The 22348-nt window shown below is 69.0% G+C and carries 20 protein-coding genes and 1 riboswitch; of the genes, 9 read left to right on the forward strand and 11 right to left on the reverse strand.

Going from position 1 to position 22348, the window contains the following annotated elements:
• The first annotated feature begins 3 nt into the window (after window positions 1-3).
• The 5 genes from ACZ6O0_RS08330 to ACZ6O0_RS08350 all read left to right on the forward strand — a co-directional run bounded on the left by ACZ6O0_RS08330 (window position 4) and on the right by ACZ6O0_RS08350 (window position 5714).
• On the forward strand, window positions 4-2073 hold the full coding sequence (locus tag ACZ6O0_RS08330; RefSeq protein ID WP_465764167.1) for a bifunctional aldolase/short-chain dehydrogenase: 2070 nt from the start codon (window positions 4-6) through the stop codon (window positions 2071-2073).
• Window positions 2074-2080: 7 nt separating this feature from the next.
• Window positions 2081-3505: an arabinose isomerase gene (locus ACZ6O0_RS08335; protein WP_465764168.1), complete on the forward strand. Its 1425-nt coding sequence runs from the start codon at window positions 2081-2083 to the stop codon at window positions 3503-3505.
• The gene (locus ACZ6O0_RS08340) at window positions 3502-4962 is read left to right on the forward strand and encodes a rhamnulokinase (RefSeq protein ID WP_465764169.1); all 1461 of its coding nucleotides are present in this window, start codon (window positions 3502-3504) and stop codon (window positions 4960-4962) included. Before ACZ6O0_RS08335 ends, ACZ6O0_RS08340 begins: the two co-directional genes overlap by 4 nt.
• 5 nt (window positions 4963-4967) lie before the next feature.
• A complete protein-coding gene (locus ACZ6O0_RS08345) occupies window positions 4968-5210 on the forward strand; it encodes a helix-turn-helix domain-containing protein (RefSeq protein WP_360369602.1) in 243 nt (80 codons plus the stop codon).
• A 111-nt stretch (window positions 5211-5321) separates the two neighbouring features.
• Entirely contained in the window at window positions 5322-5714 is a 393-nt protein-coding gene (locus ACZ6O0_RS08350; RefSeq protein WP_465764170.1) for a hypothetical protein, read from the forward strand.
• A gap of 22 nt (window positions 5715-5736) precedes the next feature.
• Here ACZ6O0_RS08350 and ilvA read toward each other — a convergent pair whose 3' ends face one another.
• Complete coding sequence (gene ilvA / locus ACZ6O0_RS08355) at window positions 5737-7029, reverse strand: threonine ammonia-lyase IlvA (RefSeq protein ID WP_465764171.1); 1293 nt, start codon at window positions 7027-7029, stop codon at window positions 5737-5739.
• Window positions 7030-7259: 230 nt separating this feature from the next.
• On the opposite strand from ilvA, the gene ACZ6O0_RS08360 reads away from it, so the two are divergent.
• The 3 genes from ACZ6O0_RS08360 (at window position 7260) to ACZ6O0_RS08370 (ending at window position 9855) form a co-directional block, all read left to right on the forward strand.
• Window positions 7260-8126 (forward strand): HIRAN domain-containing protein, encoded by an 867-nt coding sequence (locus ACZ6O0_RS08360; RefSeq protein WP_465764172.1) that lies wholly within the window; start codon window positions 7260-7262, stop codon window positions 8124-8126.
• Between the two features lie 197 nt (window positions 8127-8323).
• Window positions 8324-8560: a hypothetical protein gene (locus ACZ6O0_RS08365; RefSeq protein WP_465764173.1), complete on the forward strand. Its 237-nt coding sequence runs from the start codon at window positions 8324-8326 to the stop codon at window positions 8558-8560.
• Window positions 8561-8652: 92 nt separating this feature from the next.
• Window positions 8653-9855: an alpha/beta fold hydrolase gene (locus tag ACZ6O0_RS08370; protein WP_465764174.1), complete on the forward strand. Its 1203-nt coding sequence runs from the start codon at window positions 8653-8655 to the stop codon at window positions 9853-9855.
• A gap of 3 nt (window positions 9856-9858) precedes the next feature.
• Here the strand turns inward: ACZ6O0_RS08370 and ACZ6O0_RS08375 are convergent, their stop codons facing one another.
• The 9 genes from ACZ6O0_RS08375 to ACZ6O0_RS08415 all read right to left on the reverse strand — a co-directional run bounded on the left by ACZ6O0_RS08375 (window position 9859) and on the right by ACZ6O0_RS08415 (window position 20503).
• A complete protein-coding gene (locus ACZ6O0_RS08375; RefSeq protein WP_465764175.1) occupies window positions 9859-11265 on the reverse strand; it encodes an FAD-binding oxidoreductase in 1407 nt (468 codons plus the stop codon).
• Between the two features lie 85 nt (window positions 11266-11350).
• On the reverse strand, window positions 11351-14509 hold the full coding sequence (locus tag ACZ6O0_RS08380; RefSeq protein ID WP_465764176.1) for a BTAD domain-containing putative transcriptional regulator: 3159 nt from the start codon (window positions 14507-14509) through the stop codon (window positions 11351-11353).
• Between the two features lie 56 nt (window positions 14510-14565).
• Entirely contained in the window at window positions 14566-14820 is a 255-nt protein-coding gene (locus tag ACZ6O0_RS08385; protein ID WP_465765570.1) for a dihydrofolate reductase family protein, read from the reverse strand.
• A gap of 6 nt (window positions 14821-14826) precedes the next feature.
• Window positions 14827-15378: a GNAT family N-acetyltransferase gene (locus ACZ6O0_RS08390; protein ID WP_465764177.1), complete on the reverse strand. Its 552-nt coding sequence runs from the start codon at window positions 15376-15378 to the stop codon at window positions 14827-14829.
• Between the two features lie 12 nt (window positions 15379-15390).
• Window positions 15391-15503, reverse strand: a riboswitch (SAM riboswitch).
• 73 nt (window positions 15504-15576) lie between these two features.
• Entirely contained in the window at window positions 15577-15960 is a 384-nt protein-coding gene (locus ACZ6O0_RS08395; RefSeq protein ID WP_465764178.1) for a TIGR03618 family F420-dependent PPOX class oxidoreductase, read from the reverse strand.
• Between the two features lie 23 nt (window positions 15961-15983).
• Entirely contained in the window at window positions 15984-16904 is a 921-nt protein-coding gene (locus tag ACZ6O0_RS08400) for an NAD-dependent epimerase/dehydratase family protein (protein WP_465764179.1), read from the reverse strand.
• The gene (locus tag ACZ6O0_RS08405) at window positions 16901-17506 is read right to left on the reverse strand and encodes a dihydrofolate reductase family protein (RefSeq protein WP_465764180.1); all 606 of its coding nucleotides are present in this window, start codon (window positions 17504-17506) and stop codon (window positions 16901-16903) included. The genes ACZ6O0_RS08400 and ACZ6O0_RS08405 overlap by 4 nt, the downstream gene beginning before the upstream one ends.
• Before the next feature lie 88 nt (window positions 17507-17594).
• The gene (locus ACZ6O0_RS08410) at window positions 17595-19079 is read right to left on the reverse strand and encodes an FAD-dependent monooxygenase (protein ID WP_465764181.1); all 1485 of its coding nucleotides are present in this window, start codon (window positions 19077-19079) and stop codon (window positions 17595-17597) included.
• The gene (locus ACZ6O0_RS08415; RefSeq protein ID WP_465764182.1) at window positions 19064-20503 is read right to left on the reverse strand and encodes a DHA2 family efflux MFS transporter permease subunit; all 1440 of its coding nucleotides are present in this window, start codon (window positions 20501-20503) and stop codon (window positions 19064-19066) included. The genes ACZ6O0_RS08410 and ACZ6O0_RS08415 overlap by 16 nt, the downstream gene beginning before the upstream one ends.
• Window positions 20504-20604: 101 nt before the next feature.
• Between ACZ6O0_RS08415 and ACZ6O0_RS08420 the strand changes: the two genes are divergently transcribed.
• Complete coding sequence (locus ACZ6O0_RS08420) at window positions 20605-21240, forward strand: TetR/AcrR family transcriptional regulator (RefSeq protein WP_465764183.1); 636 nt, start codon at window positions 20605-20607, stop codon at window positions 21238-21240.
• Window positions 21241-21433: 193 nt separating this feature from the next.
• Here ACZ6O0_RS08420 and ACZ6O0_RS08425 read toward each other — a convergent pair whose 3' ends face one another.
• Window positions 21434-22189: a DinB family protein gene (locus tag ACZ6O0_RS08425; protein WP_465764184.1), complete on the reverse strand. Its 756-nt coding sequence runs from the start codon at window positions 22187-22189 to the stop codon at window positions 21434-21436.
• Window positions 22190-22348: the final 159 nt, after the last annotated feature.

The following is a 22348-nucleotide window of genomic DNA, read 5'->3' on the forward strand; positions in this document are numbered from 1 at the left end:
ACCATGACCGTTTCTGACTCTTCGCCCACCCCACCGCCCCGGTCAGGCACTGCAGCCGAACTCGTTGCGCGTAGCAACAGACTGGGTGCCGATCCGCGCAACACCAACTACGCCGGCGGGAACACGTCGGCGAAGGGTACGGCGACCGACCCGGTGACGCAGCAACCCGTCGACCTGGTCTGGGTGAAGGGGTCCGGCGGCGACCTCGGAACGCTGACGCCGGCCGGACTCGCCGTTCTTCGGCTGGACCGGCTGAACTCGCTGGTCGACGTCTACCCGGGCGTCGACCGGGAGGACGAAATGGTCGCCGCGTTCGACTACTGCCTGCACGGTAAGGGCGGTGCGGCACCGTCGATCGACACCGCGATGCACGGCCTGGTCGACGCTCCCCACGTCGACCACCTGCACCCGGACTCCGGGATCGCGCTGGCGACCGCGGCCGACGGGGAGAAGCTGACCGCGGAGTGCTTCGGCGACCGCGTGGTCTGGGTGCCGTGGCGGCGGCCCGGGTTCCAGCTCGGCCTCGACATCGCGGCGGTCAAGCGGGAGAACCCTTCCGCGATCGGCTGCATTCTCGGTGGGCACGGCATCACGGCCTGGGGTGACACCTCGGCGGAGTGCGAGGCCAACTCGCTGGAGATCATCCGTACGGCGGAACGCTTCCTGGCGGAGCGTGGATCCGCGGAGCCCTTCGGTGCTGTGGTGCCCGGGTTCGAGGCCTTGCCAGATGACGCCCGCCAGGCCCGCGCCGCGGAGTTGGCTCCGGTGATCCGCGGGCTCGCGTCCACGGACAAGCCCCAGGTCGGACACTTCACCGACTCGGAGGCCGTCCTCGAATTCACGTCCCGGGAGAAGCTGACCGCCCTGGCGGCGCTGGGTACCTCGTGCCCCGACCACTTCCTCCGCACGAAGGTGCGGCCACTGGTGCTCGACCTTCCTCCGACTGCCCCGCTCGACGAGGCGGTCCGCCGGCTCCGTGAGCTGCATGCGCAGTACCGCGAGGATTACGCGGCCTACTACCACCGGCACGCCGAGGCGGACAGCCCGGCGATGCGCGGTGCGGATCCGGCGATCGTGCTGGTGCCGGGTGTCGGCATGTTCAGCTTCGGGAAGGACAAGCAGACCGCTCGGGTGGCCGGCGAGTTCTACGTGAACGCGATCAACGTGATGCGTGGGGCCGAGGCGGTCTCGACGTACGCGCCGATCGACGAGCGGGAGAAGTTCCGGATCGAGTACTGGGCGCTGGAAGAGGCCAAGCTGCAGCGGATGCCGAAGGCGAAGCCGCTGGCCACCCGGGTCGCGTTCGTGACCGGTGGTGGGTCGGGCATCGGGAAGGCGATCGCTCAGCGACTGGCGGCCGAGGGTGCGTGTGTCGTCGTGGCGGACCTGGATCTGGCCGCGGCCGAGGCGGTGGCGAAGGAGATCGGGTCGTCCGACGTGGCCGTTGCCGTCGGCGCCGACGTGTCGTCGGCCGAGGCCGTGGAGGCGGCGCTGCGGGAGGGCGTACTCGCTTTCGGTGGCGTCGATCTGGTTGTCAACAACGCCGGGTTGTCGATCTCCAAGTCGTTGCTGGAGACCACCGAACGCGACTGGGACCTGCAGCACGACGTGATGGCGAAGGGCTCGTTCCTCGTCTCCCGGGCGGCCGCGAAGGTACTGATCGATCAGGGCCTGGGCGGCGACATCATCTACATCTCCAGCAAGAACTCGGTCTTCGCCGGTCCGAACAACGTCGCGTACGGCGCGGCCAAGGCGGACCAGGCCCACCAGGTCCGGCTGCTCGCGGCCGAGCTCGGTGAACACGGTGTCCGGGTCAACGGCGTCAACCCGGACGGCGTCGTACGGGGTTCCGGGATCTTCGCCAAGGGCTGGGGAGCGCAGCGTGCGGCGGTGTACGGCGTACCCGAGTCGGAGCTGGGCGCGTACTACGCGCAGCGAACGTTGCTGAAGCGGGAGGTGCTGCCGGAGCACGTCGCGGCCGCTGTGTTCGCGCTGGCCGGTGGGGAGCTGACGCACACGACCGGTCTGCATGTTCCCGTCGACGCCGGCGTCGCTGCCGCCTTCCTGCGTTAGGAGTCTGATGACCGAGTTGGAGCGGATCAATCCGCGCAAGACCAGGATCGGGCTGGTCGCGGGTGGGCTGGGCGCGTACTGGCCGCAGTTCCCTGACCTGCTGCCGCAGCTGCAGGCATCCGCGCGACGGGTGTCCGAGCGCTTCTCCGCGCTGGACTGCGAGGTCGTCGACGTCGGATTCATCTCCGACGCGCAGGAAGGCGCTGTGGCGGCGGAGAAGCTTCGGGTGGCGGACTGCGATCTGATCGTCGGCTTCCTGACGACGTACATGACCGCGTCGATGCTGGTCCCGGTCGCTCAGCGCAGTGGTGCGCCGGTGCTGTTGCTGAATCTGCAGCCGACCGAGGCGATGGATCACGCGACGTTCGACACGGGTGCTTGGCTGGCCTACTGCGGCGCCTGCCCATTGCCGGAGATGGCCAACGCCTTCGAGCGGTGCGGCATCGACTTCCGGTCGGTGTCCGGGTACCTCGAGGACGAGCGGGCGTGGGCGCGGATCGATCGGTGGATCCGGGCGGCCGGCGTACGGGCGGCGTTCCGGCACGGGCGGCACGGCCTTCTCGGGCATCTGTACCCGGGGATGATGGACGTGATCACCGACCCGACGCTGGTCTCGTCGCAGCTCGGCGGTCATGTGGAGATCCTCGAGATCGACGATCTGCGGGTCCGGGTCGAGAAGGTCACCTCGGCCGAGACGGACGAGCGGATGAAGCTCGCGCAGGACATCTTCACCCTCGACGACTCCGTCAACGAGGACGACTTCCGGTGGGGTGCCACGGTGTCGGTCGCGCTCGACCGGCTGGTCGAGGACTTCTCCCTTGATTCCTTGGCCTATTACCACCGTGGACTCGACGGAGAGACGCACGAGCGGGTCGCGGCCGGGATGATCCTGGGTGCCTCGTTGCTGACGGCAAGGGGTATTCCGGCGGCCGGTGAGTACGAGCTGCGGACCTCGCTGGCGATGCTGGTAATGGACCGGCTGGGTGCGGGCGGGTCGTTCACCGAGCTGCAGGCGCTGAACTTCAACGACAACGTGGTCGAGATGGGCCACGACGGGCCGGCGCACCTGGCGATCAGCTCGGCCAAGCCGTTGCTGCGTGGGCTCGGGGTGTATCACGGCAAGCGCGGCTGGGGGGTGTCCGTCGAGTTCGACGTGAAGCACGGGCCGGTGACGGCCTGCGGTCTCGGTCAGCGCCGGGACGGCTCGTTCAACCTGATCGCGTCCGAGGGCACCGTCGTACCGGGGCCGTTGCTGCAGATCGGGAACACGACGTCGCGGGTCGACTTCGGGTGTGACCCGGGTGAGTGGACCGACGCGTGGTCGGGCTCCGGGGTCGCGCATCACTGGGCCCTCGGCACCGGTCATCGCGCGAAGGACCTGGCCGCGGTCGCCGACCTCCTCCACCTCGACCTGACCGTCGTCTCCCCATGAAACGCGTCGCCGCGGTGGACCTGGGCGCGTCCAGCGGACGCGTCATGCTCGGTACGGTCGGCGCCGGGGTGCTGGAGCTGTCCGAGGTCAACCGCTTCTGGAACGGCCCGGTGCGCGTCTCCGGCACACTCCACTGGGACATCCTGCACCTCTACCGCTCCCTCCTCGGCGGCCTCCGCACGGCCGGCCCGGTCGACGGCATCGGCATAGACTCCTGGGCCGTCGACTACGGCTTGCTGGACGGGTCCGGCCGCCTGTTGGGCAACCCGGTCCACTACCGAGACTCCCGCACCGACGGCGTGATGGAGAAGGTCCTGGAGACCGTCTCCGCAGAAGATCTGTACGCCATCACCGGGCTGCAACAGCTCCCCTTCAACACCGTCTACCAGCTAGCCGCAGAAACCGCGGGCGGGCGCGGGGGTGGGGGAGGGCCGCTCGACCGGGCGGAGGTGCTGCTCATGATCCCGGACCTGCTCGGCTACTGGCTGACCGGAGAGGTCGGGGTTGAGCGGACGAACGCTTCCACCACTCAGCTCTACGACGTCCGGACCCGGACGTGGAGCGACCCGTTGGTCGCACGGGTGGGGATCCCCCGGGAATTGCTGCCGGTGTTGCGGGAACCGGGTGATGTGGTGGGGACTCTGCTGCCTGACGTTGCCGAGGAGACCGGGTTGGATCGTGCGACGCCGGTGGTTGCGGTGGGGTCGCATGACACTGCTTCGTCTGTTGTTGCTGTGCCTGCGGGGGATGAGCGGTTTGCCTACATCTCGTCCGGGACCTGGTCGCTGGTGGGGCTGGAGCTGGATGCGCCGGTGCTGGCGGAGGAGGCTCGGGCGGCCAACTTCACCAATGAGGGTGGGGTGGACGGGCGGACCAGGTTCCTGCGGAACGTGATGGGGTTGTGGATCCTGCAGGAGTGCCAGCGGGTCTGGGGGGACGACGACCTGCCGCGGCTGTTGCGGGAGGCGGCCGGCGCGCCGGCGTTCGCCGTACTGATCGATCCGGACGCGCCGGAGTTCCTTGCCCCCGGCAACATGCCGCGGCGGATCGACGAGCACTGCCGGGCGAGCGGGCAGGAGCCGCCGCGGTCGCGGGCCGCCGCGGTGCGGTGTGTACTGGAGAGTCTCGCGCTCGCGTACCGCCGGACGTTGCGGTCGGCGCAGAGCATCGCGGACCGGGCGGTCGACGTACTGCACGTCATCGGCGGGGGCTCGCAGAACGAGCTGCTCTGCCAGCTGACCGCCGACGCTTGTGGATTGCCTGTGCTGGCCGGGCCGGTCGAGGCCTCGGCGCTGGGCAACGTTCTGGTTCAGGCTCGCGCGTTGGGCGAGCCTTTGCCGGACCTGGGCGCGATGCGCGCGCTGGTCCGGTCCACCCATCACCTGCGGCGCTACGAGCCGCAGGGCAAACCGGCCGACTGGGACGCCGCCGAGTCCCGGGTGTTCGGAACAAGGTGATCCGTATGACCGTCCTCCCCCAGGAACTCCGCCCGCTGGCTCGCCGGGTCCCACCTCGCGAGATCAGCCACGACGACCTGCAACTCCTCCGCCTCCTCGCCACCGGTCTCCCGGTCGACGCGGTGGCCCGCCGCCTCGACCTCTCCGAACGCACCGTCCGCCGCCGCACCCGCCTGGTCTGCGACCGCCTCGGCTTCTCCACCGCCATCGAAGCCATCGTCTGGGCCGCTCGCCGCGGCTTGGTCTGACCGCGGCCCCGGACCGGCCCGGCGTTAGGCCCGGGCAGGTCCGGGTACCGGGTGTTCTGGACATCGAGCCTTGGAGGGGCGATGGACGGAATGACCATTGTGTGGATTGTTGTGGCGCTTGCAGTGCTGGTGATCTTGGTGGCGCTGATCGCCGGGGCCGCGTCGCGGACGTCGCAGCGCCGGGCCGAGCGGGAGCGACAGGCGGCGTACGAGCACGAGCAGCACGCCCGCGCGTCGGCGGCTCATGCGGAGCGGCAGCAGGCCGTGGCGGATGAGGTCGAGGCGCGCTCGCGGAAGGCGCAGGCGATCGCCGACGAGAAGGCGGCCGAGGCACGGCGTCTCGCGGCCGGCGCGGCTGAGCGGAACGAGGCTGCGCAGCATGCGCGTGCGGAGTCGGAGGATCATCGTGCTCAGGCAGCTGACCTGGTTGACGATCGGGAGCGGGACTGGGCGGATGGGACGCATCCGCAGGATTCGCGGCATTCCAGGCCTACGCAGAACTGACGATGAGGTAGGGATCGGTTCGTCAGATGAGGTAGCGGAACTCCGGTGAGTTGGGGTTGATGCGTTCGATGTCGAGGGGGGCGGCGTCCATGCGGGCCTGCAGGCCTGCCAGGTCGCCGGGGCGGCTGATTTCTATGCCGACCAGGGCTACGCCGGTCTCGCGGTTGTTGCGTTTGACGTATTCGAAGAGGGTGATGTCGTCGTCGGGGCCGAGGGCCTCGTCGAGGAACTGGCGGAGGGCGCCGGGCTCCTGCGGGAACGTCACCAGGAAGTAGTGCTTGAGCCCTTCGTGGACGAGCGATCGTTCGAGGATCTCGCCGTACCGGCTGACGTCGTTGTTCCCGCCGGACAGCAGACAGACGACCGTCTCACCCGGCCGCACGGCCAGACCGTTGCCCAAGGCACCTGTTGACAAGGCGCCCGCGGGCTCCGCGATCAGGCCGTCGGTCTGGTAGAGCTCGAGCATCTCCGAGCAGACGAGTCCCTCGGGCACCGAAACCATCTCGACACCGGCCCGCTGGACCAACGGCAGGGTCACTTCGCCGACCCGCCGTACGGCGGCGCCGTCCACGAAGCTGTCCAGGTGCGGCAACGTCACCGGCTCGCCGGCCTCCAACGCCGCGGCCATGCTCGCCGCTCCGGCCGGCTCGACACCGACGATCCGTACGCCGGGATGCCGCTGGGTCAGCCACGTCGCGACCCCCGCGACCAGCCCACCACCACCCACCGGAACCACCAGTACGTCGGGGGCCTGACCGAGTTGCTCGACGAGCTCGACGGCCACAGTCCCTTGGCCTGCAACGGTTCTCGGGTCGTCGAACGCCGGAACCATCGTGGCCCCGGTCGCCGCGCCTTCCGCGTGGGCCGCCGCGGCCGCGTCGTCGTACGTGTCGCCGGTGACGATCACCTGGATCTGCTTGCCGCCGAGCGCCGCGATCCGGTCCCGCTTCTGGCGTGGCGTCGTACGCGGGACGTACACCTTGCCCTGGACACCGAGAATGTGGCACGAATACGCCAGGCCCTGACCGTGGTTGCCGGCACTCGCGCACACGACCCCGGCCGCCTTCGCCGCGTCGTCGAGCTGCGCGATCAGGTTGTACGCCCCGCGCAGCTTGTACGAACGGCCGATCTGCAGGTCCTCGCGCTTCAGCCAGACCTGCGCTCCGGTGCGCTCGGAGAGGCGGAGGTTGCGCTGCAACGGTGTCCGCACGGCGACGCTGTCGAGTCGCTTGACCGCGGCCTCGATCGCTTCCGCGTCAACGGCCGGACGGCCTGTGCTGGTGGTCGATCGAGCGACTGAACTACTGCCCTGCATGAGCTTCCTTCCCGTGCATTTGCACGATCTTCGCCGATTCGCTCGCTGCACAAGACAATTCGCGTCCACAGTACGGACGGGCGGGCGACCTTTGCGCATCAGCCTCTTGCACTATGCGTGAAACGGCTCTTCGATGGGGATTCTAGTTTTCATACGCTCACTCGGTGTAACGGCCAGGGGTCTGGACGGGATGAGCCGAGTAAAGCCGGTCAGAAGGACTGGAGGGCAGGATGGAACTGATTCCGTTCAGTCTGTGGGGCGACGCCTTGTGGTGCGGTCAGGAAGTCGTGCGGGAGGCTCCGCACGAGCAGGCGATCCGAAGCCTGTTCCCCGACCCCATCCCGGCGCGCGGTGCAGACCTGGACACCGACGCGGACCTGGTCCCGGAACCGCACAACCGTTTCGACCCCCGATCGATCGCCGTACGGGTGCAGGGGAAGGTTGTCGGCTATCTGCCGAGGGACGACGCGCACCGGTACCACCCGGTGCTGTCAGAGCTGGTGGCGCAAGGCCTGCAACCGCAGGTGCCGTGCCACCTGTGGGTGAGTGAGTGGGAGCCGGCCGACTGGGACGGCAAGGGCGACCAGGGCACCGAGTTCCACGCCAGCGTGGCGGTGGCCCTCGGCCAGCCGCACATGCTCGTCCCGGTGAACCTGCCACCACCCGGCAGCTATCACCTGCTACCGCCCGGCAGCGGCATCGTCGTACCGGGCAGTGAGGTCCATCCCGACGTCCTGGCGCCGTTCTTCCGGGCGGAAGGCGAGTGCTGGGCGTACGCCACCATGCATGCGATCGAGGAGGAGGACGGCATCCAGGACCGGCACCGGATCGTGGTCGAGATCCGGCTGGACGACGAACCGGTCGGCCGGCTCAGCCCACGGCTGAGTGCGGAGTTCCTGCCCGCCATCCACTACCTGACCGACATGCGTGCCGAGACCGCCGCACGCGTCGCCGTCCGCGGCGACCGCATCGCATCGGAGGTGATCCTGTACGCGGCGCGAAGTCACGACCTCCCGGCCACCTGGCCGGACGGCCTGACCCGCTCCCCGGTCGCGTCCCCCCAATGGCATTACTGGGCCACGAAAGAGGCCAACTAGGCGGCTGCGCAGTACTCACCGGGGACATCACGGCCCCCTGGGTGGGCACTGCGGAGCTACTTGACCACCCTGCAGGTCACCTGCTGACACACGCCGGTTCCTCGAAGGCTCCGGAGGCCGACCGCGTCCTCCGGGGTCTGGACCGCGCGGACCCATGAGGCCGCGACGGCGCTGGTGGATTGACGTACGTTGGCTGCATGGCAACTGAAGTCGTCGCACCGACGTGTCCGACCTGTGGGGGTCCTGGAGTGCCGATCCTCTACGGGCTGCCCACAGCGCAGGCCCAGGAGGCGGCCGCGGCCGGTCGTGTCGTGCTCGCGGGATGCGTCGTACCGCAGGAGCCCCCGCAGTGGTGCTGCCCGGCCGCGCATCAGTGGCGGGCGGGTGACGAGCAGCTGCTGGTCGACTCGATCGAGGCGGCCCTGCGCGCCTGAGAGGTAGGTCACGTCACAGCGGCGCGGGTGCTGCGTGTCCTGGGTGCGTGGACCGCCCGTTGGGGGCGGGCTGAGCACTCTGGAGAATCGACGTGCGGTATCTCATCACCCTGGTCGCGGCGGCTACAGCCGTTGCCGGCCTGGCCTTACCCGCCCAGGCGGCCGACTGCGACGTGCAGTGCCAACTGGATCTGCAACGGCAGAACGCCGTACCGCGGACTTCCTTCTACGACCCGCCAACTCCGTTGCCTTGGGCACCTGCTGGGGCTGTGATCCGGCAGGAGGCGACGAGCGACTACACGATCGCGGCGACCCGGATGCTGTATCACTCACGGACGTCGGATGGTCGGGATGTGGCCGCGTCGGCCGTTGTCGTCGTACCAGCGGGGAAGGCGCCGGTTGGTGGATGGCCTGTCGTGGTGGACGCTCATGGCGCGAGTGGGATCGGGCGGGACTGCGCGCCGTCGTTGATGCGCGATCTGTATCACGGGAACCAGATGATGCGGTTCGTCGACCAGGGGTTCGCCGTGGTGGCGCCGGACTATGCGGGTCTTGGTACGGACGGACGGCCGGAGATCGTGAACAAGACGGCCGAGTCCAACGACGTGATCTTCGCGCAGCGCGCGGCTCGTCTCGTGCGGCACGATCTCTCGCCCCGGTGGGTCCTGTGGGGTCACTCGCAAGGTGGTGGGGCTGCGCTGGCGGTGGCCGAGCGGCAGCGCGTCGTACCGCAACCCGGGTACCTCGGCACTGTCGTCACGTCCCCGGCCGCTGACCTGACCGCGCTCGCCGATCATGTGGCGAACACTCCTGGCTACGGTGCCTTCGCGGCGTTGCTGGCGCAGGGTGCCCACAACAGCGATCCCCGGATCCGGCCCGACCGGCTCCTCACGTCCACGGCGTACTCCCGGATCGGCATCACCGCGATCGGTTGCCTCGGCGCGGCATCCGCGGCGTACGCCGATCTGACCGGATCGCAATTGGTCAGACCGGCGTACTCGACCGATCCCGCCTTCACCCAGTACCTGCGGACGAACTCCACCGGACACCGACCCCTCGGCGGCCCGGTCCTGCTCCTCCAAGGCGAAGCGGACACCGTCGTCCCCGTGACCGTCACCAACCAGGTCGCGGCCTCCCTCTGCCACCTAGGCACCCGGCTGGACTACCGGACCTACCCCGGTCTGGAGCACGACACCTACCCCTGGATCCAAGGCATCGACGACGGCGCCATGCCCGACATCCTCACCTGGACCAGGTCCCGCTTCACCAACCAACCCATCACCACAACCTGCTGACTGCTACTTGGTGGGTGGGATGTTCTGGTTGAGGTGGAACAGGTTGGTGGGGTCGTACGTGTTCTTCACCGCGACGAGGCGGTCGTAGGTCGCCGTCGGGTACGACGCCCGGACGATGTCCTCGTTCGTCTCGCCGGTGAAGTTCACGTAGGACGCGGCGTTCGGGCCCAGTGCGGCGCCGGAGGTGCGGGCCCACTGGACTGCCTCGTCGTAGCCTTCCGCGTCCGGGGTACGGGCGACCACGTTCAGGATGAACTCGTGGTCGCGGGTGCCGAACGCGGTGGCGTCGGCCGGGACGCGGCCCATCGCGCCACCGAGGTGGTGGACGTGGAGCTCGGACACGCCGTTGGGTACCTGCGCGTGCGCCGAGACGAGCGCGTCGACGGTCGACTGCCCGAGGTCGCTGAAGAACGCCGAGCGGAAGTAGTTCCGCATGCCGCGCGGGAACAGCGGATCGAGCAGCGTCTGCATCGCGGTGTACGGCATCGGGCCGAACAGGTCGGCCACCACCGGCGCGAGCTCGCGGAACGGCTTGGTCGCCGCGTCGCCCTCCTCGTGCCGCCCGGACCACATGCCGAGTACGGCGACGATGGGCTTGCCGTGCACCTCCTCCGGCAGGAACGGCAACGGTGGCGCGGTCGTCAGGTTGATCGCCAGCGACAACTCGTCCGGCGCGCCGGCTGCCGCCGTACCGAAGCCGCGGAGTACGTCGGCCGCCCGGTCGCCCGGGTAGAAGACGAGTCCGGCGAACACCGTCGGCCCGACCTCGTGGGCCTTGAACTCGAACGACGTGACGACACCGAAGTTGCCGCCGCCACCCCGCAGCGCCCAGAGCAGCTCCGGGTTCTCGTCCTCACTCGTGTGCAGGTACCGGCCGTCCGCGGTGACGATGTCGGCACCGATGAGGTTGTCGCACGCGAGTCCGGCCTTGCGGACGAGCCAGCCGATCCCGCCGCCGAGCGTGAAGCCCGCGACGCCGGTCGTGGACACCAGTCCGCCGGTGACCGCCAGCCCGAACGCCTGCGCTTCGGCGTCGACATCTCCCCAGGTGCAGCCGCCCTGCGCCACGATGCGGCGCCTGTCGGGGTCGATCCGCACCGCGTTCATCGGCGACAGGTCGATCACCAGGCCGCCGTCCGTCGTCGAGAAACCGGGGATGCTGTGACCGCCGCCCCGCACAGCCAGCGTCAACCCCTCGCTCCGGGCGAACTCCACCGCCCGGATGACGTCGGCCACCCCGCGGCATCGCACGATGAGCGCGGGCCTCTTGTCATGCGCGGCGTTCCAGATCGACCGCGCTTCGTCGTACGAAGGGTCGGCCGGGCGGACCAGCTCGCCACGAAGTCCCTCGGCGAGCTCACCGAGCGTGGCCTCCCCGAGCGTGTCCTGCCGCGCTTGCGTCGTTGTCATCTCTACTCCCGAGTCGTCGTACCCAGGGGTCTCCCTGGACACGAACGACATTAGGAAGACTGCCTTCGCAATGGCTTAGCGTGACTTAGCGTGCTGTCGGCAGGGCGGCGACCCGCGCCGTACCGATCCGGCAGCCCAGCCGGGCGAAGATCTCGGCCGCCACCCGGCCGTGCCGGGACAGTGTCTCGGTGTCACCGTCGTCCCGCGCGAGTTCGGCGGCGAGGAGCCGGGCCCACGCCTCCAGGCGCAGATAACCCTGTGGCCGGAAGGCCTCCACCGCCTGTTCGGCCAGCCTCCGGGCGGGCTGCCGTTGACCGGCGAAAAGTTCGACGACGACGAGGTTCAGCAGTGCGCCCGCCGCGCCGGGCACATCGTCGACCGCCTCGCCGCGGTCGAGGGCGATGCGGGTGAGCCGCCGGCCGTCCGCGGGGTCGCCGGCCGCCGCGGACAGCAGCCCGAGGTTGGCCAGCGTCAGGTTCTCGCCACGGCGATCGCCGAGTTGCTCCCGGATCCGCAGCGCCTCGCGGAGATGTTCCTCGGCCGGCCCGAACAGTCCCTGGTCGCGCTCGATGCATCCCAGGTGGTTGAGGGCGTGGCCGAGACCCGCCGCGTCATCGACACCGGCGAACACCTCGACAGATCGCCGTACGGCGTCCAGCGCTCCGGCCAGATCGCCCGCCAGTCGGTGGGCGTCGGCGAAGGCCGACAAGGCATAGCCACGGCCGAGGACGGCGCCGACCCGACGGCCGAGCAGGAAGGTCTCCTCGAACACCGGCACCATCGAGCCGTCGACGGGAGCGAGCGGCAGACACACCGTCACGGCGGGGAAGAACGGGCCGACGGTCGAGTCGATCACGCTCAGCCGCTCGAGGCACTCGGCGAATCGTTGCTGTGCGGGTTCCACGTCTTCCCGGAACAACGCGGCCATCGCGGCCAATTGCTGGGCGGCAGCGGCGACGGGTGCGGCTCCCAGCGAATCGGCCTGCGCGAGCGCTTCCGTTGCGGTCTGCTCGATCTCGTTGAGATCCCCGCTCCCGAGGAGAAGAGTGCCGCGCAGGACCCGGGCGGACACGATGTCGGTCGGATCATCTGACTGCTCGGCGACCGCGACACCTTGGTCTCCAAGACCTGGGAGCCGATCGCTCAGACCACTCCGCGCGTCCAGGACCGCCAGTGCGAAGATCGCCCGCACCCGATCCCGGGACGGTACGACGGCCACGTCGAGAATGCGTTCGAGCCAGCCGGCGCCTTCGGCGAAATGACCCCGCGCCAGCCAGTACTGCGAGAGGTTCACCCCCAGCAGCAATGCCCGCTGGTGATCGTGACGCACCGCCCACGCGAGGGCGGCGCGGAGGTTGTCGTGGTCGAGGTCGAGCGACTGCGGGCGTTCGACGACGACGCTGGCGCGTTCCGGATCCTGGGCGCAGGCCAGGTCCAGGAAGTGCTCGAAGTGCGCTGTCTCCAGCGGTTCGACCTCATGCGCGGCGACGAGTCGCTCGCGCGCGAACTGCCGGATGGTCTCCAGCAGGCGATAGCGGGAACGAGGACCGTCGTGGTCGACCAGCAACAAGGACTTGTCGACCAGGCGACCGAGGCCGTCCAGCACGTCCGCGGCGGGTATCCGATCGTCCGCGCACACCTCCTCGGCCGATGGCAACGAGAAGCTCCCGGCGAAGACGGCGAGCCGCCGCAGCAGGATCTGCTCGTCGTCCGACAGCAAGGCGTGGCTCCACTCGAGCGCGGCCCGCAACGTCGCATGCCGAGTGATCTCACCGTGCCGGCCGAGCAGCGGAAGCGCCTGGCTCAACCGCTCCGCGATCTCCGCCGGCTCGAGGTGCGATGCGCGGGCGGCGGCCAGTTCCAGGGCGAGGGGAATGCCGTCGAGACGACGACAGATCTCCACCACCGGCGCCGCGTTGTCCGCATCGAGCACGAAGCCGGGCCGGACGTCCTGGGCCCGGTCGACGAAGAGCCGTACCGAAGCCAGCGTCCCGAGCCGGCTCAGGTCACTGGCATCCTCCGGCTCCGGAAGCTCGAGTGAGGGCACCCGGAAGGTCACCTCGCCCGGCGTGTGCAGCGGCTCGCGGCTCGTCGCGAGCACGGTGACGCCGGGGCAGTTTCGCAGTACTGCGCTCGCGAGGCCGGCACAGGCCGCGAGCAGGTGTTCGCAGCTGTCCAGTACAAGGAGGAGTTTTCGGGGCGCCAGGCGGGTGATCAGTGTGCGCAACGAATCCGAGCCCGCTGCCGGGTCCAGTCCCAGTGCGGCCGCGACCGTGTCGGGGACGAGCCGCGGATCCGCCACCGGGACCAGGTCGGCGATCCAGATGCCATCGGCGTACGAGTCGAGCAGCCGCCGAGCGGCCTCCTCCGCCAGCCGCGTCTTGCCCGCGCCGCCGACCCCGGTGAGCGTCACCAGCCGGCCGCGCTCCAGGAGGCGGTGTACGTCGGCGATCTCGCGCTCGCGTCCGACGAAGCTCGTCAGCACCGGGGCGAGGTTGTGGCGGGGCCGGATCGGTGCCTCTCCGGTCAGGAGGTCGCGGTAGACGCGTTGCGTCTCCGGGTCCGGGTCGGTGCCGTACGTCGTACGCAGGTCCGTGCGGAGGCGTTCGTACTGCGCCAACGCCTCCGATGATCGGCCCATCGCCGCGTGACGCCGCATCAGGTCGCGGACGGCACGCTCGTGGAGCGAGTCGATGGCGAGCGCCCGTTGGAGCGCATCGAGCGCCTCGACGTCGTTCTCGGTCGCCTCCGCGAGGTCCACGAGGAGGTCGCAGAAGGTCGCTCGCAGTTCCGAGCGTGGACGGTCGGCCCAGTCCTCGAAGCGGTCCTCGGGGAGCAGGTCTCCGCCGTACGCCGCTACCGCGGTCCGGAGGTCGCCCAGGTCACCGCTGGTCCGCGCCGTCGCGGCCAGCCGTTCGAACGTCCGTACGTCGACCTCGACGAGACCGTCCGCGAGCAGAACCACGAAGTCGTCGCGCAGTTCGAGCAGACCGTTGCTCGGCGCCTCGCCCGCGAGCGCGCGACGGGCGACGTGCAGTGCCTGATGGAGATTGTTGACCGCGGACATCGGCGGCCGGTCGGGCCACAGTTCCTCGAGCAGTACGTCGCGATGCAGCCGCTGATCCCGCGTCAACGCCAGCATCTTGACCAGCGTCCGCGCCTTCCGCAGACGCCAGACCTGGCCATCGACGGGTTGTCCCCCTCGATCGACCCCGAAACCCCCGAGCAGCCGGATCCGCACCATCGCCCTCCCCCGACGAGCGTAGACACAGTTCCCTACGTCGCAACCACCTTCCTGGTTCAGCCGGCGTGCGCCGAGTAGACCAAGGCGACGGTCCCGGAGGGGAAGGACCTCGCACTGCGCAGGGTCAGCGTCCTGCGATCGACCACGTCGGAGAACTTCGATCCGCCACGGCCGACGACCGCGGGGTTGAGCTTGAGCCAGTACTCGTCGACGAGATCCGCGGTGACGAGCGCGCGTACGGTCTGTACTCCGCCGAACACCACCAGGCCGCCGCCGGTGGACTCCTTCAACCGGCGAATGTGCTCGTCCAGTCGGCTTCAATCCGCTTTCACTGAGCCGGCCAGTTGGGACGCGTCGGGCCAGGACATGCGCAGGCACTTGGGCGTGCCGTTGAGGCGGGTCGGGTCTCCGCCGGGTGGCGGCACGGTGGCCGTTTCCACCCGGGTGCCTCCGGCCGCTCGGTAGAAGTGCTGCCCGTCGGTGTTCTGCTGCAGCACCCACAGGTACATCGCGTTGCTGGTCGCCTGGTCGATGACGGCTCGGGCGGCCCGCGCCAGAAGCTGAGTGCCGATACCGGTACGACGCTGGCGATAGTCGACATGCAGATTGTCGACAAGGCTGCCCCATCGCGGGTCCTTGTCGAACTCGGCGTGGACGAAGCCCGCCAGCAGGCCGTCGTCCTCGGCGAGGATGGTGGCGGCGTTGCTCGGCGCTGCCAACCGCGCTGACCAGACCGCGCGTCGGTCGGTGTCGATGTCCCCATCCAGGAACGAGTCCGCGTACGCACCCCGGTAGTGCCGGCGCCAGCTGTCGGCGTGCAGCAACGCGACCTTCTCGGCGTCCTGTGCGGTGGCCGAACGAAACTCCATCCCGAACCTCCCACTCGCGGCTTGCCCGGCACTCCTGTGCCGAACCAGGTCCTCACCCGGGGCACCCCACCCACGAGGAGGGTTGCCGACCAGCAAGCCGGGGCTATCCGCTGGCACTCATGACCACGCCGAAACCGTAGCAGCCGGCCGGCGCCACCAAGATCATTTCTCACCACCGCCACCACGAGGACTGAGGTCTCAGCCGACGCCGACTGATTGGTGGGTGGGGTCGATGACGGCTACTACGCGTTCGTGGTCTCGGGGGTAGGGGACGCCGGTGTACTTGGTGGCTAGTTGGTCGACGATCTCCCAGGCCTCGTCGCCCTCGAGCCATTCGACGACTCGGCCGCGGATGACGACGGGTTCGAAGGGGTTGTCGACGGGGGCGATGGACAGTGCGAGTCGTGGGTCGCGGCGGAGGTTGCGGGCTTTGCGCATGCCGGGTCCGGTGAAGAAGACGACCTGGTCGCCGCGGGCGCCGACGTACACGGGCGTGGTGTGGGGTGAACCGTCGGGGAGGACGGTGGCGAGGTGGGCGATCGAGGTGCTGTCGAGGACGCGGCGTACGGCGGGGTCGAGCATGTGGTGCTCCTTCCGGGAAGCGGTCAGCGGGGGTTACCGGCGCGCCACGCGACATAGTCGGCGACCGCCTTGGCGACGTCGAAGTCCGGCTCGAAGCCGGTGTCTCGGGTCAGCCGGGTGATGTCGAGATAGGGATCGGCGCCAGGCCCGGCCTCTCGCCCGGGCAGCAGGTCGAGCTGCAGACCGGGCGTGATCGCCTGCAGCGCCTCGGCGAACTCGCGGTTCGTGTACGGCCGTCCGCTGGACACGTTGTAGGTGTCGTGCCGCAGGGTCTCCGTGGTCGTGAGGAGCGCGATCGCGCGTCCGGCGTCCGGTGCGTAGCAGGAGTCGCCGCCGTCGTCGGCGTACAGCGGCTCCGGCTTCTCGCCGCGGAGTACGGCGCTGATGTACGGCGGGATGTGGAAGAACGGCGTCTCCGGATCGACGAGCGGTCCCCAGATGGTCCCGATCCGGAGCACCACCGGTTGGACACCACTGCCCTGGAGGCTGTGCGTGGTGAGCGGCTCGACGGCCTTCTTGAACGCGATGATCAGGTGCGGCAGCTCCGCGGTCGGCAGCGCGAGCTCCTCGTGCCACGGGATCTCGGTGCGCCCGACGTACGCACCGAGGCTGCTGGCGGCGGCGAACCTTCGCACGCCCCAGGTGCGCGCGGCGTCGAGCGCATTGAGCAGACCGGTCAGGTCCGTGCGGAAGAAGCGGACGGGATCCTCGTCGGGAATGGAGCCGGCGAGATGGACGATGTCGCTGATCTCGTGTCGATCGGCGAACGCGAGGAACGCGTCCCGGTCGGTGACGTCGAGGGATTCCACGGTGACCCGGCCGGCGAGGAACGACGGAACATCGGTACGGCGGTGCGTGGTCACGACGACCTCATGTCCCAGGTCGACGAGCGCGCGGGCGGTGTGGGCGCCGATCATCCCCAGCCCGCCGGTCACCAGGATCATCGGACGACCTCGTAGTGCAGGTGAGTCACGCCGGGCGCGGGGATGGCCTCCGCCAGCCGGAGCCGCACGTGCTTCGGGAGGTCCTGGAAGAAGCTCCGACCGCCGCCGAGCAGCACCGGCACCTGGTGCAGGATCACCTCGTCGACGAGATCCGCTTCGAGTGCGGACGTCAGTACGCCGCCGCCCATCAGCGCAACATCCTTGTCACCGGCAACCGCGCGAGCCGCCGCGACCGCGTCCTCGATGCCGGTGGTGACGAGCGTCTGCCGCTCGCCGATCTCCGGCGCGGGCCGGTGACTGAGTACGAACAGCGGCGCCGTCGGATGCGGACCACCGCCGCCCCAGTGCCCGGAGTGCTCGTACGTCGTACGCCCCGAAACGGTCGCCCCCACCCGCGCCGCGATGATGTCGAAGAACCTCGCACTCGGCTCGCTCAACGTGAACCCATCGAACACCCGGCTCGGCGTGTCCCCGTCGAAGTACCAGTCGAACAACATCCCCGCGTCACCCAGCCCACGCCCGAACTCCTCGACACCCTCAGGCGTGCGACCACTGATAAATCCATCAACCGACACAGCGTGCGCACTGAACACCTTGGTCATATCTCTCCTCGCTCACGACCCCTCACCACCCCGAATCTATGAGCCCCCCACCCCCACGTCTTGAACGAATCGAGCAGATCCCCCGTGGTCAGGCAGGGGCACCCAGCCAGGTGGCGAGGGCTGTCTGCAGTAGCGCAGTGTCTGGGACTTCACCCGGGTAGCAGGCCCACGCGATGACGCCGTCGGGACGGACGAGCACTGCCGACAACCGCTCGTCCTCGATGGAATCGACAGCGACGATCTCGACCCGATCCCGCCAACCAGCCGCCGCCTCCCCGACTGCAGGATCACCGACCAGTACGGCGCGACCGCCCGTCGTGAACTGGCTGAGTCGCGAGACGCCATCCGCAGTGACAAAGGCGAGATCAGGGCAGTAGCACCCGATCAGCTGGTGATCATCAGGCTTGGCATACGAGAACGCATAGCGGGTCCCAAGACCTCCCAACAGCCGCCCGAAGTACTGATTGACCTCGCGAATGTCCATCAGCTCCGACACGATGTCCCGCAACGCATCGGTGTGCGGCCCAGGAAGCATGAGCGCCGACTGAGCACGCGTGTTCTCCAGTACGGCGACCCCGGCCGGATGCCGCTCCTCGCTGTAGCTGTCCAGGAGCCCCTCCGGAGCCACGCCTCGTACGTCCGCCGCCAACTTCCACCCGAGATTGACCGCATCGGCCAGCCCGAGATTCAGCCCCTGCCCACCATTGGGCGAGTGCACATGCGCGGCGTCCCCCGCAAGGAAGATCCGACCGAGCCGGTACGTCGTGACCTGACGAGCGTTGTCGGTGAAGCGGAGCGCGTCGCTGACCTCGGTGATCTCCACGTCGACGCCGGCAACCCGCCGTACGCTCGCCTCCAGCTCCTCAGTCGTGACCGGCCCTCGCGGTACGTCGGGTCCCTCCACGAAATCGAAGGTCCCCAGCACGCCCGGCCCATGGATCAGCATCCCGCCATCGAGCCGGCCGGACGGCGGAAGTTTGCCCGGGTCAACGATCTGCACCTGGGCCTGCCGCGCCGTCATGATCGGCGGCGTCCCCGGGAAGTCGAACCCGGCCAACCTGCGGACCGCACTATGGCCCCCGTCGCACCCCACGACGTACGCCGCTTCGAGCCGCCGCTCGCCACCAGGTGTCTCGACCGTGATCGAGACACCCCCGTCAGTCTGATCGAGGCCGGTCACCGTGCACTCCCGCCGTACGTCGATGCCGAGAGCAACAACATGGTCGGCGAGGATGCGCTCGAGATCCGGCTGCCAGATCAGCCGCCCGGTACGATCAGGTTCCTCCTGCCGCTCCGGATCGATCTTGTGGATCCACGCGAAGTGGTTCTTCGCACTGCCGTGGTCCCGCTTCTTCTCGTCCCGCCGCTCCGGCTGGCAGGCCTCCAGGGCCGGCCCGAGTCCGCGGCGTTGGAGCGCCTCGAACGCCAGCGGACCGACGCCTCGGGACTTCCGTTGGGGAGCGGGTTCTGCCAGACGTTCCAGCACGACGGGCTGGAGGCCGGCGAGCTTGAGCTCGATCGCGAGCGTCAGCCCGACCGGGCCGGCGCCGACCACGATTACTTCGTAGGACATGGGATCTCCTTGTTCTTGGCGGGAAACGCCAGTGCGGGCACGAGTGGCAAGGCCGACAGCCCCAGCGCCCACGCGAAGGTGGCGCCGTACGCCGTGGCCGGATTGCTGGTGTGGTGGGCCAGTTGGCCCTGCAGGACGAGGATGAGTACGGCGGTACCGATCGAGCCGCCGACCCGGTTCATCACGTTGAAGGCGCTCGCGGCCCGGGGAACCTGGTGCCGCTCGACGCTGCCGTACGCCGTCGCCATGCCCGGCGCCATCGTCGCGCCGATCCCGGCACCCCGGACGGCCAACGCGACCAGCATGATCGAGCTCGGGAGACCGGAGCCGAGGAACACCAGCGGTACGGTGCCGATCAGGCTGAGGGCTATGCCGACGAGGATCACCCCACGCGCGCTGATGCGATCGGTCAGCCGGCCGGCGACGTACGAGATGGCCGCCGCGCCCAAAGCCTGCGGTGCGACGGAGAAGCCGGCCTCGATGGCGCTCCGGTGCTCGACCTGCTGGAAGTAGAGCGGCAACACGAGCATGGAGCCATAAACCGTGGCGCCTAGAAGGAACGAATTCGTGGTGGCAGCGGCGAACCCACGACGGGCGAACAGCCGCAGGTCGATCAGTGGCGTCTTCTTCGTGCCCAGCGCGTGCACGCCGTACGCGACGAGCAGTACGACGCTCGCGATCAGCGGCACGATCGCCCGCAGAGACACGGCCCCGTGATCGCCGACCGCGGACAGGCCGAAGATCACCGCGGCCAGACCCGGTGACAGCAGGCTCAGCCCGAGCCAGTCGAGCCGCTCGGGACTCGCCGCTCGCGGCCGATCCTTCGGGACCACCCGCACGGCCATCAGCAGAGTGAGGAGCCCGACCGGCACGTTCACGAAGAACATCCAGCGCCAGTCGAAGTCCTGCACGATCACTCCACCGACGACCGGACCCACGACCGGCGCGAAGAGCACCGGGATAACCAGTACGCCGACGATCCTGCCGAGCTGATCGGGACCGGCCGCCTGCGCCAGGATCCCTTGCCCGATCGGCTGCATCATCCCGCCGCCGATGCCCTGGACCAGCCGGAACGCGATCAACGCGGGCACCGACCAGGCGAAGCCGCACAGAACCGATCCGGCCACGAACACCGCGACCGACGCCATCCACATCAGGCGGCCGCCGAACCGATCGGCCAGCCACCCCGAGAGCGGCATGACGGTCGAGATCGCCAGCAGGTACCCGGTGGCGACCCACTGCAGTGTGGACAACGGTCCACCGAGATCATTCGCGATCGAGTTGAGGCCGACGCTCACGATCGTCGCGTCCAGCCCGGCCAGTACTGCGGCCAGGCTGAGGACCCCGCCCAACCGCAGCAGTGCCGGGTCGAGCGGAACCAGTCCGCCCCGCGTCAGCGCCCGTTGGCCTGTGTCCACTGACATGCCGCACCTCCGTTCCTAGGTCCGCTGAGAACCATAGGTTCAACCTAATTTTATGTCAAACCCAAATATGGGTTGGACATAAATACGCTAGGCTGTGGACCATGAACGTGCGTGGGTCCGGACTGCGGGAGCGGAAGAAACAGCTGGCCAGGCAGCAGATCTCGGACATGGCGACGCGGTTGTTTCTGGAGCGCGGGTTCGACGAGGTGACGATCGCCGAGGTCGCGACGGCGGCCGGCGTGGCCAAGATGACCGTCACCAACTACTTCCCGCGCAAGGAAGACCTGGTCTTCGACCACCACGCCGAGCTCGTCTCCCACGCCGCCGAAGCGATCGCCACCCGCGCGACCGGCGAATCAGCGCTGGCCGCCCTGCACCGCGCGTACTTCGAGGCACTCGAACGCCGGGACGCATCAGTCGGCCTGGCCGGTGAAGGTTTCGTCAGAATGATCACCGGCAGTCCGGCTCTGATGGCCCGGCTCCGCGAGATCGACGAACAACGCGAGGCCGCCATCGCCGACACCCTCGCCACCGAAACCGGCACCCCCGCCGACGACATCACCGTGGCCCTCGCCGCAGCCCAACTAGCCGCAGTCCACCGAGTCCTCTTCCGCCAAGCCCTACACATGACCCTAGAAGGCAAATCCCGCCCCGCCACAACAACCGAACTAGCCGCCAAGGCCCACCAAGCCTTCAAACACCTAGAACCCGCCCTATCCCACTACGCCACCCGCTGACGCGAAGGCCTGGGCTGGGAAGGCCCACCAGGTCACTGCCGGTTGCCCGGGGCGCACCGACTCACGTCGACGCCCGAGTCCTGCTCTCGCCCGGGCCGACTCCCTCGCGCCAGGCCCCTCATCTCGCGCCGGCCCCACTCTCGCGCGCGCTCCGACTCCCGCCCGGTGCTGGCACCCGGCTCGGGCAGCCGGCTCAGGCGTCGGGTTTTGCCTCGATGGTGGCGAGGTCGCGTACGGCGTACCGGTGGTGCTCCCACTCCTCCTCGAGGATCACGTGCAGGCAGGAGAGAACGGTCTCCGGATACTCGGGGTTGTGGGGATTGCGGCGCTCCTCGGCCAGCACCTCAGGTGTGACCGTGGCGAGGAAGTCGCGCACCATCCCGACCCGACCCGCGCGCACCTCGAGCACCTCGGCGTACGACGGTTTGACCGGCGCGACGTCCGGCACATCGGCATCGTCCTCGGCGCTGCGGTCCGCCTGACCGAGCGGATGGAACGGCTCCTCGTTCTCCAGAACCGCCTTGCCCAGCCACACGTCCGTGGCGTGCACCAGGTGCCGCAACGTCTGCGCGAACGTCCACTCGCCATCCACCGACACATCAACCGTGCCATCCGGCATCCCAGCAACGCGTTCGAGCGTGGCAGCCCAAGTGCGTTCGAGCGCACCCCAAGCCGCCCGCAGCCCCTCCGGGTCCCCCGCCCGCCGCTCGGACCGCCCAGGAAAACGACGATCGAGCTCAGCCTCCACAAACGGAATCACGTCGACACCGTTGATCCGGAAGAACGTCTCCCCGTCAGAGAGCCAAGGCGCGTCGATATCCGCCGCCCGCACCTCGACCCCACGCATCACAACCTCGGACAGATCACTCTCGACAAACCGGGAACCCCGCAGATCCACATCAACGAACTTCGCACCCCGCAGCTCGTCAGACCGCCCAAAAGTTGCCATGACCTCTCCTCGTCGCCCACCCAGTTCCCGCAAGCTAACACCCCCCTCCGACAGAAACGGCCCACCCGCAGATGCGCGCCGCAGCCTCTTGGTGGGCGCTTCTGGTGTGCGCGACGATGTGCGAGCAAAGCACAAGGGGGAACCATGATCGGACAGCCG

The organism is Kribbella sp. NPDC048837 (genome assembly GCF_055586945.1).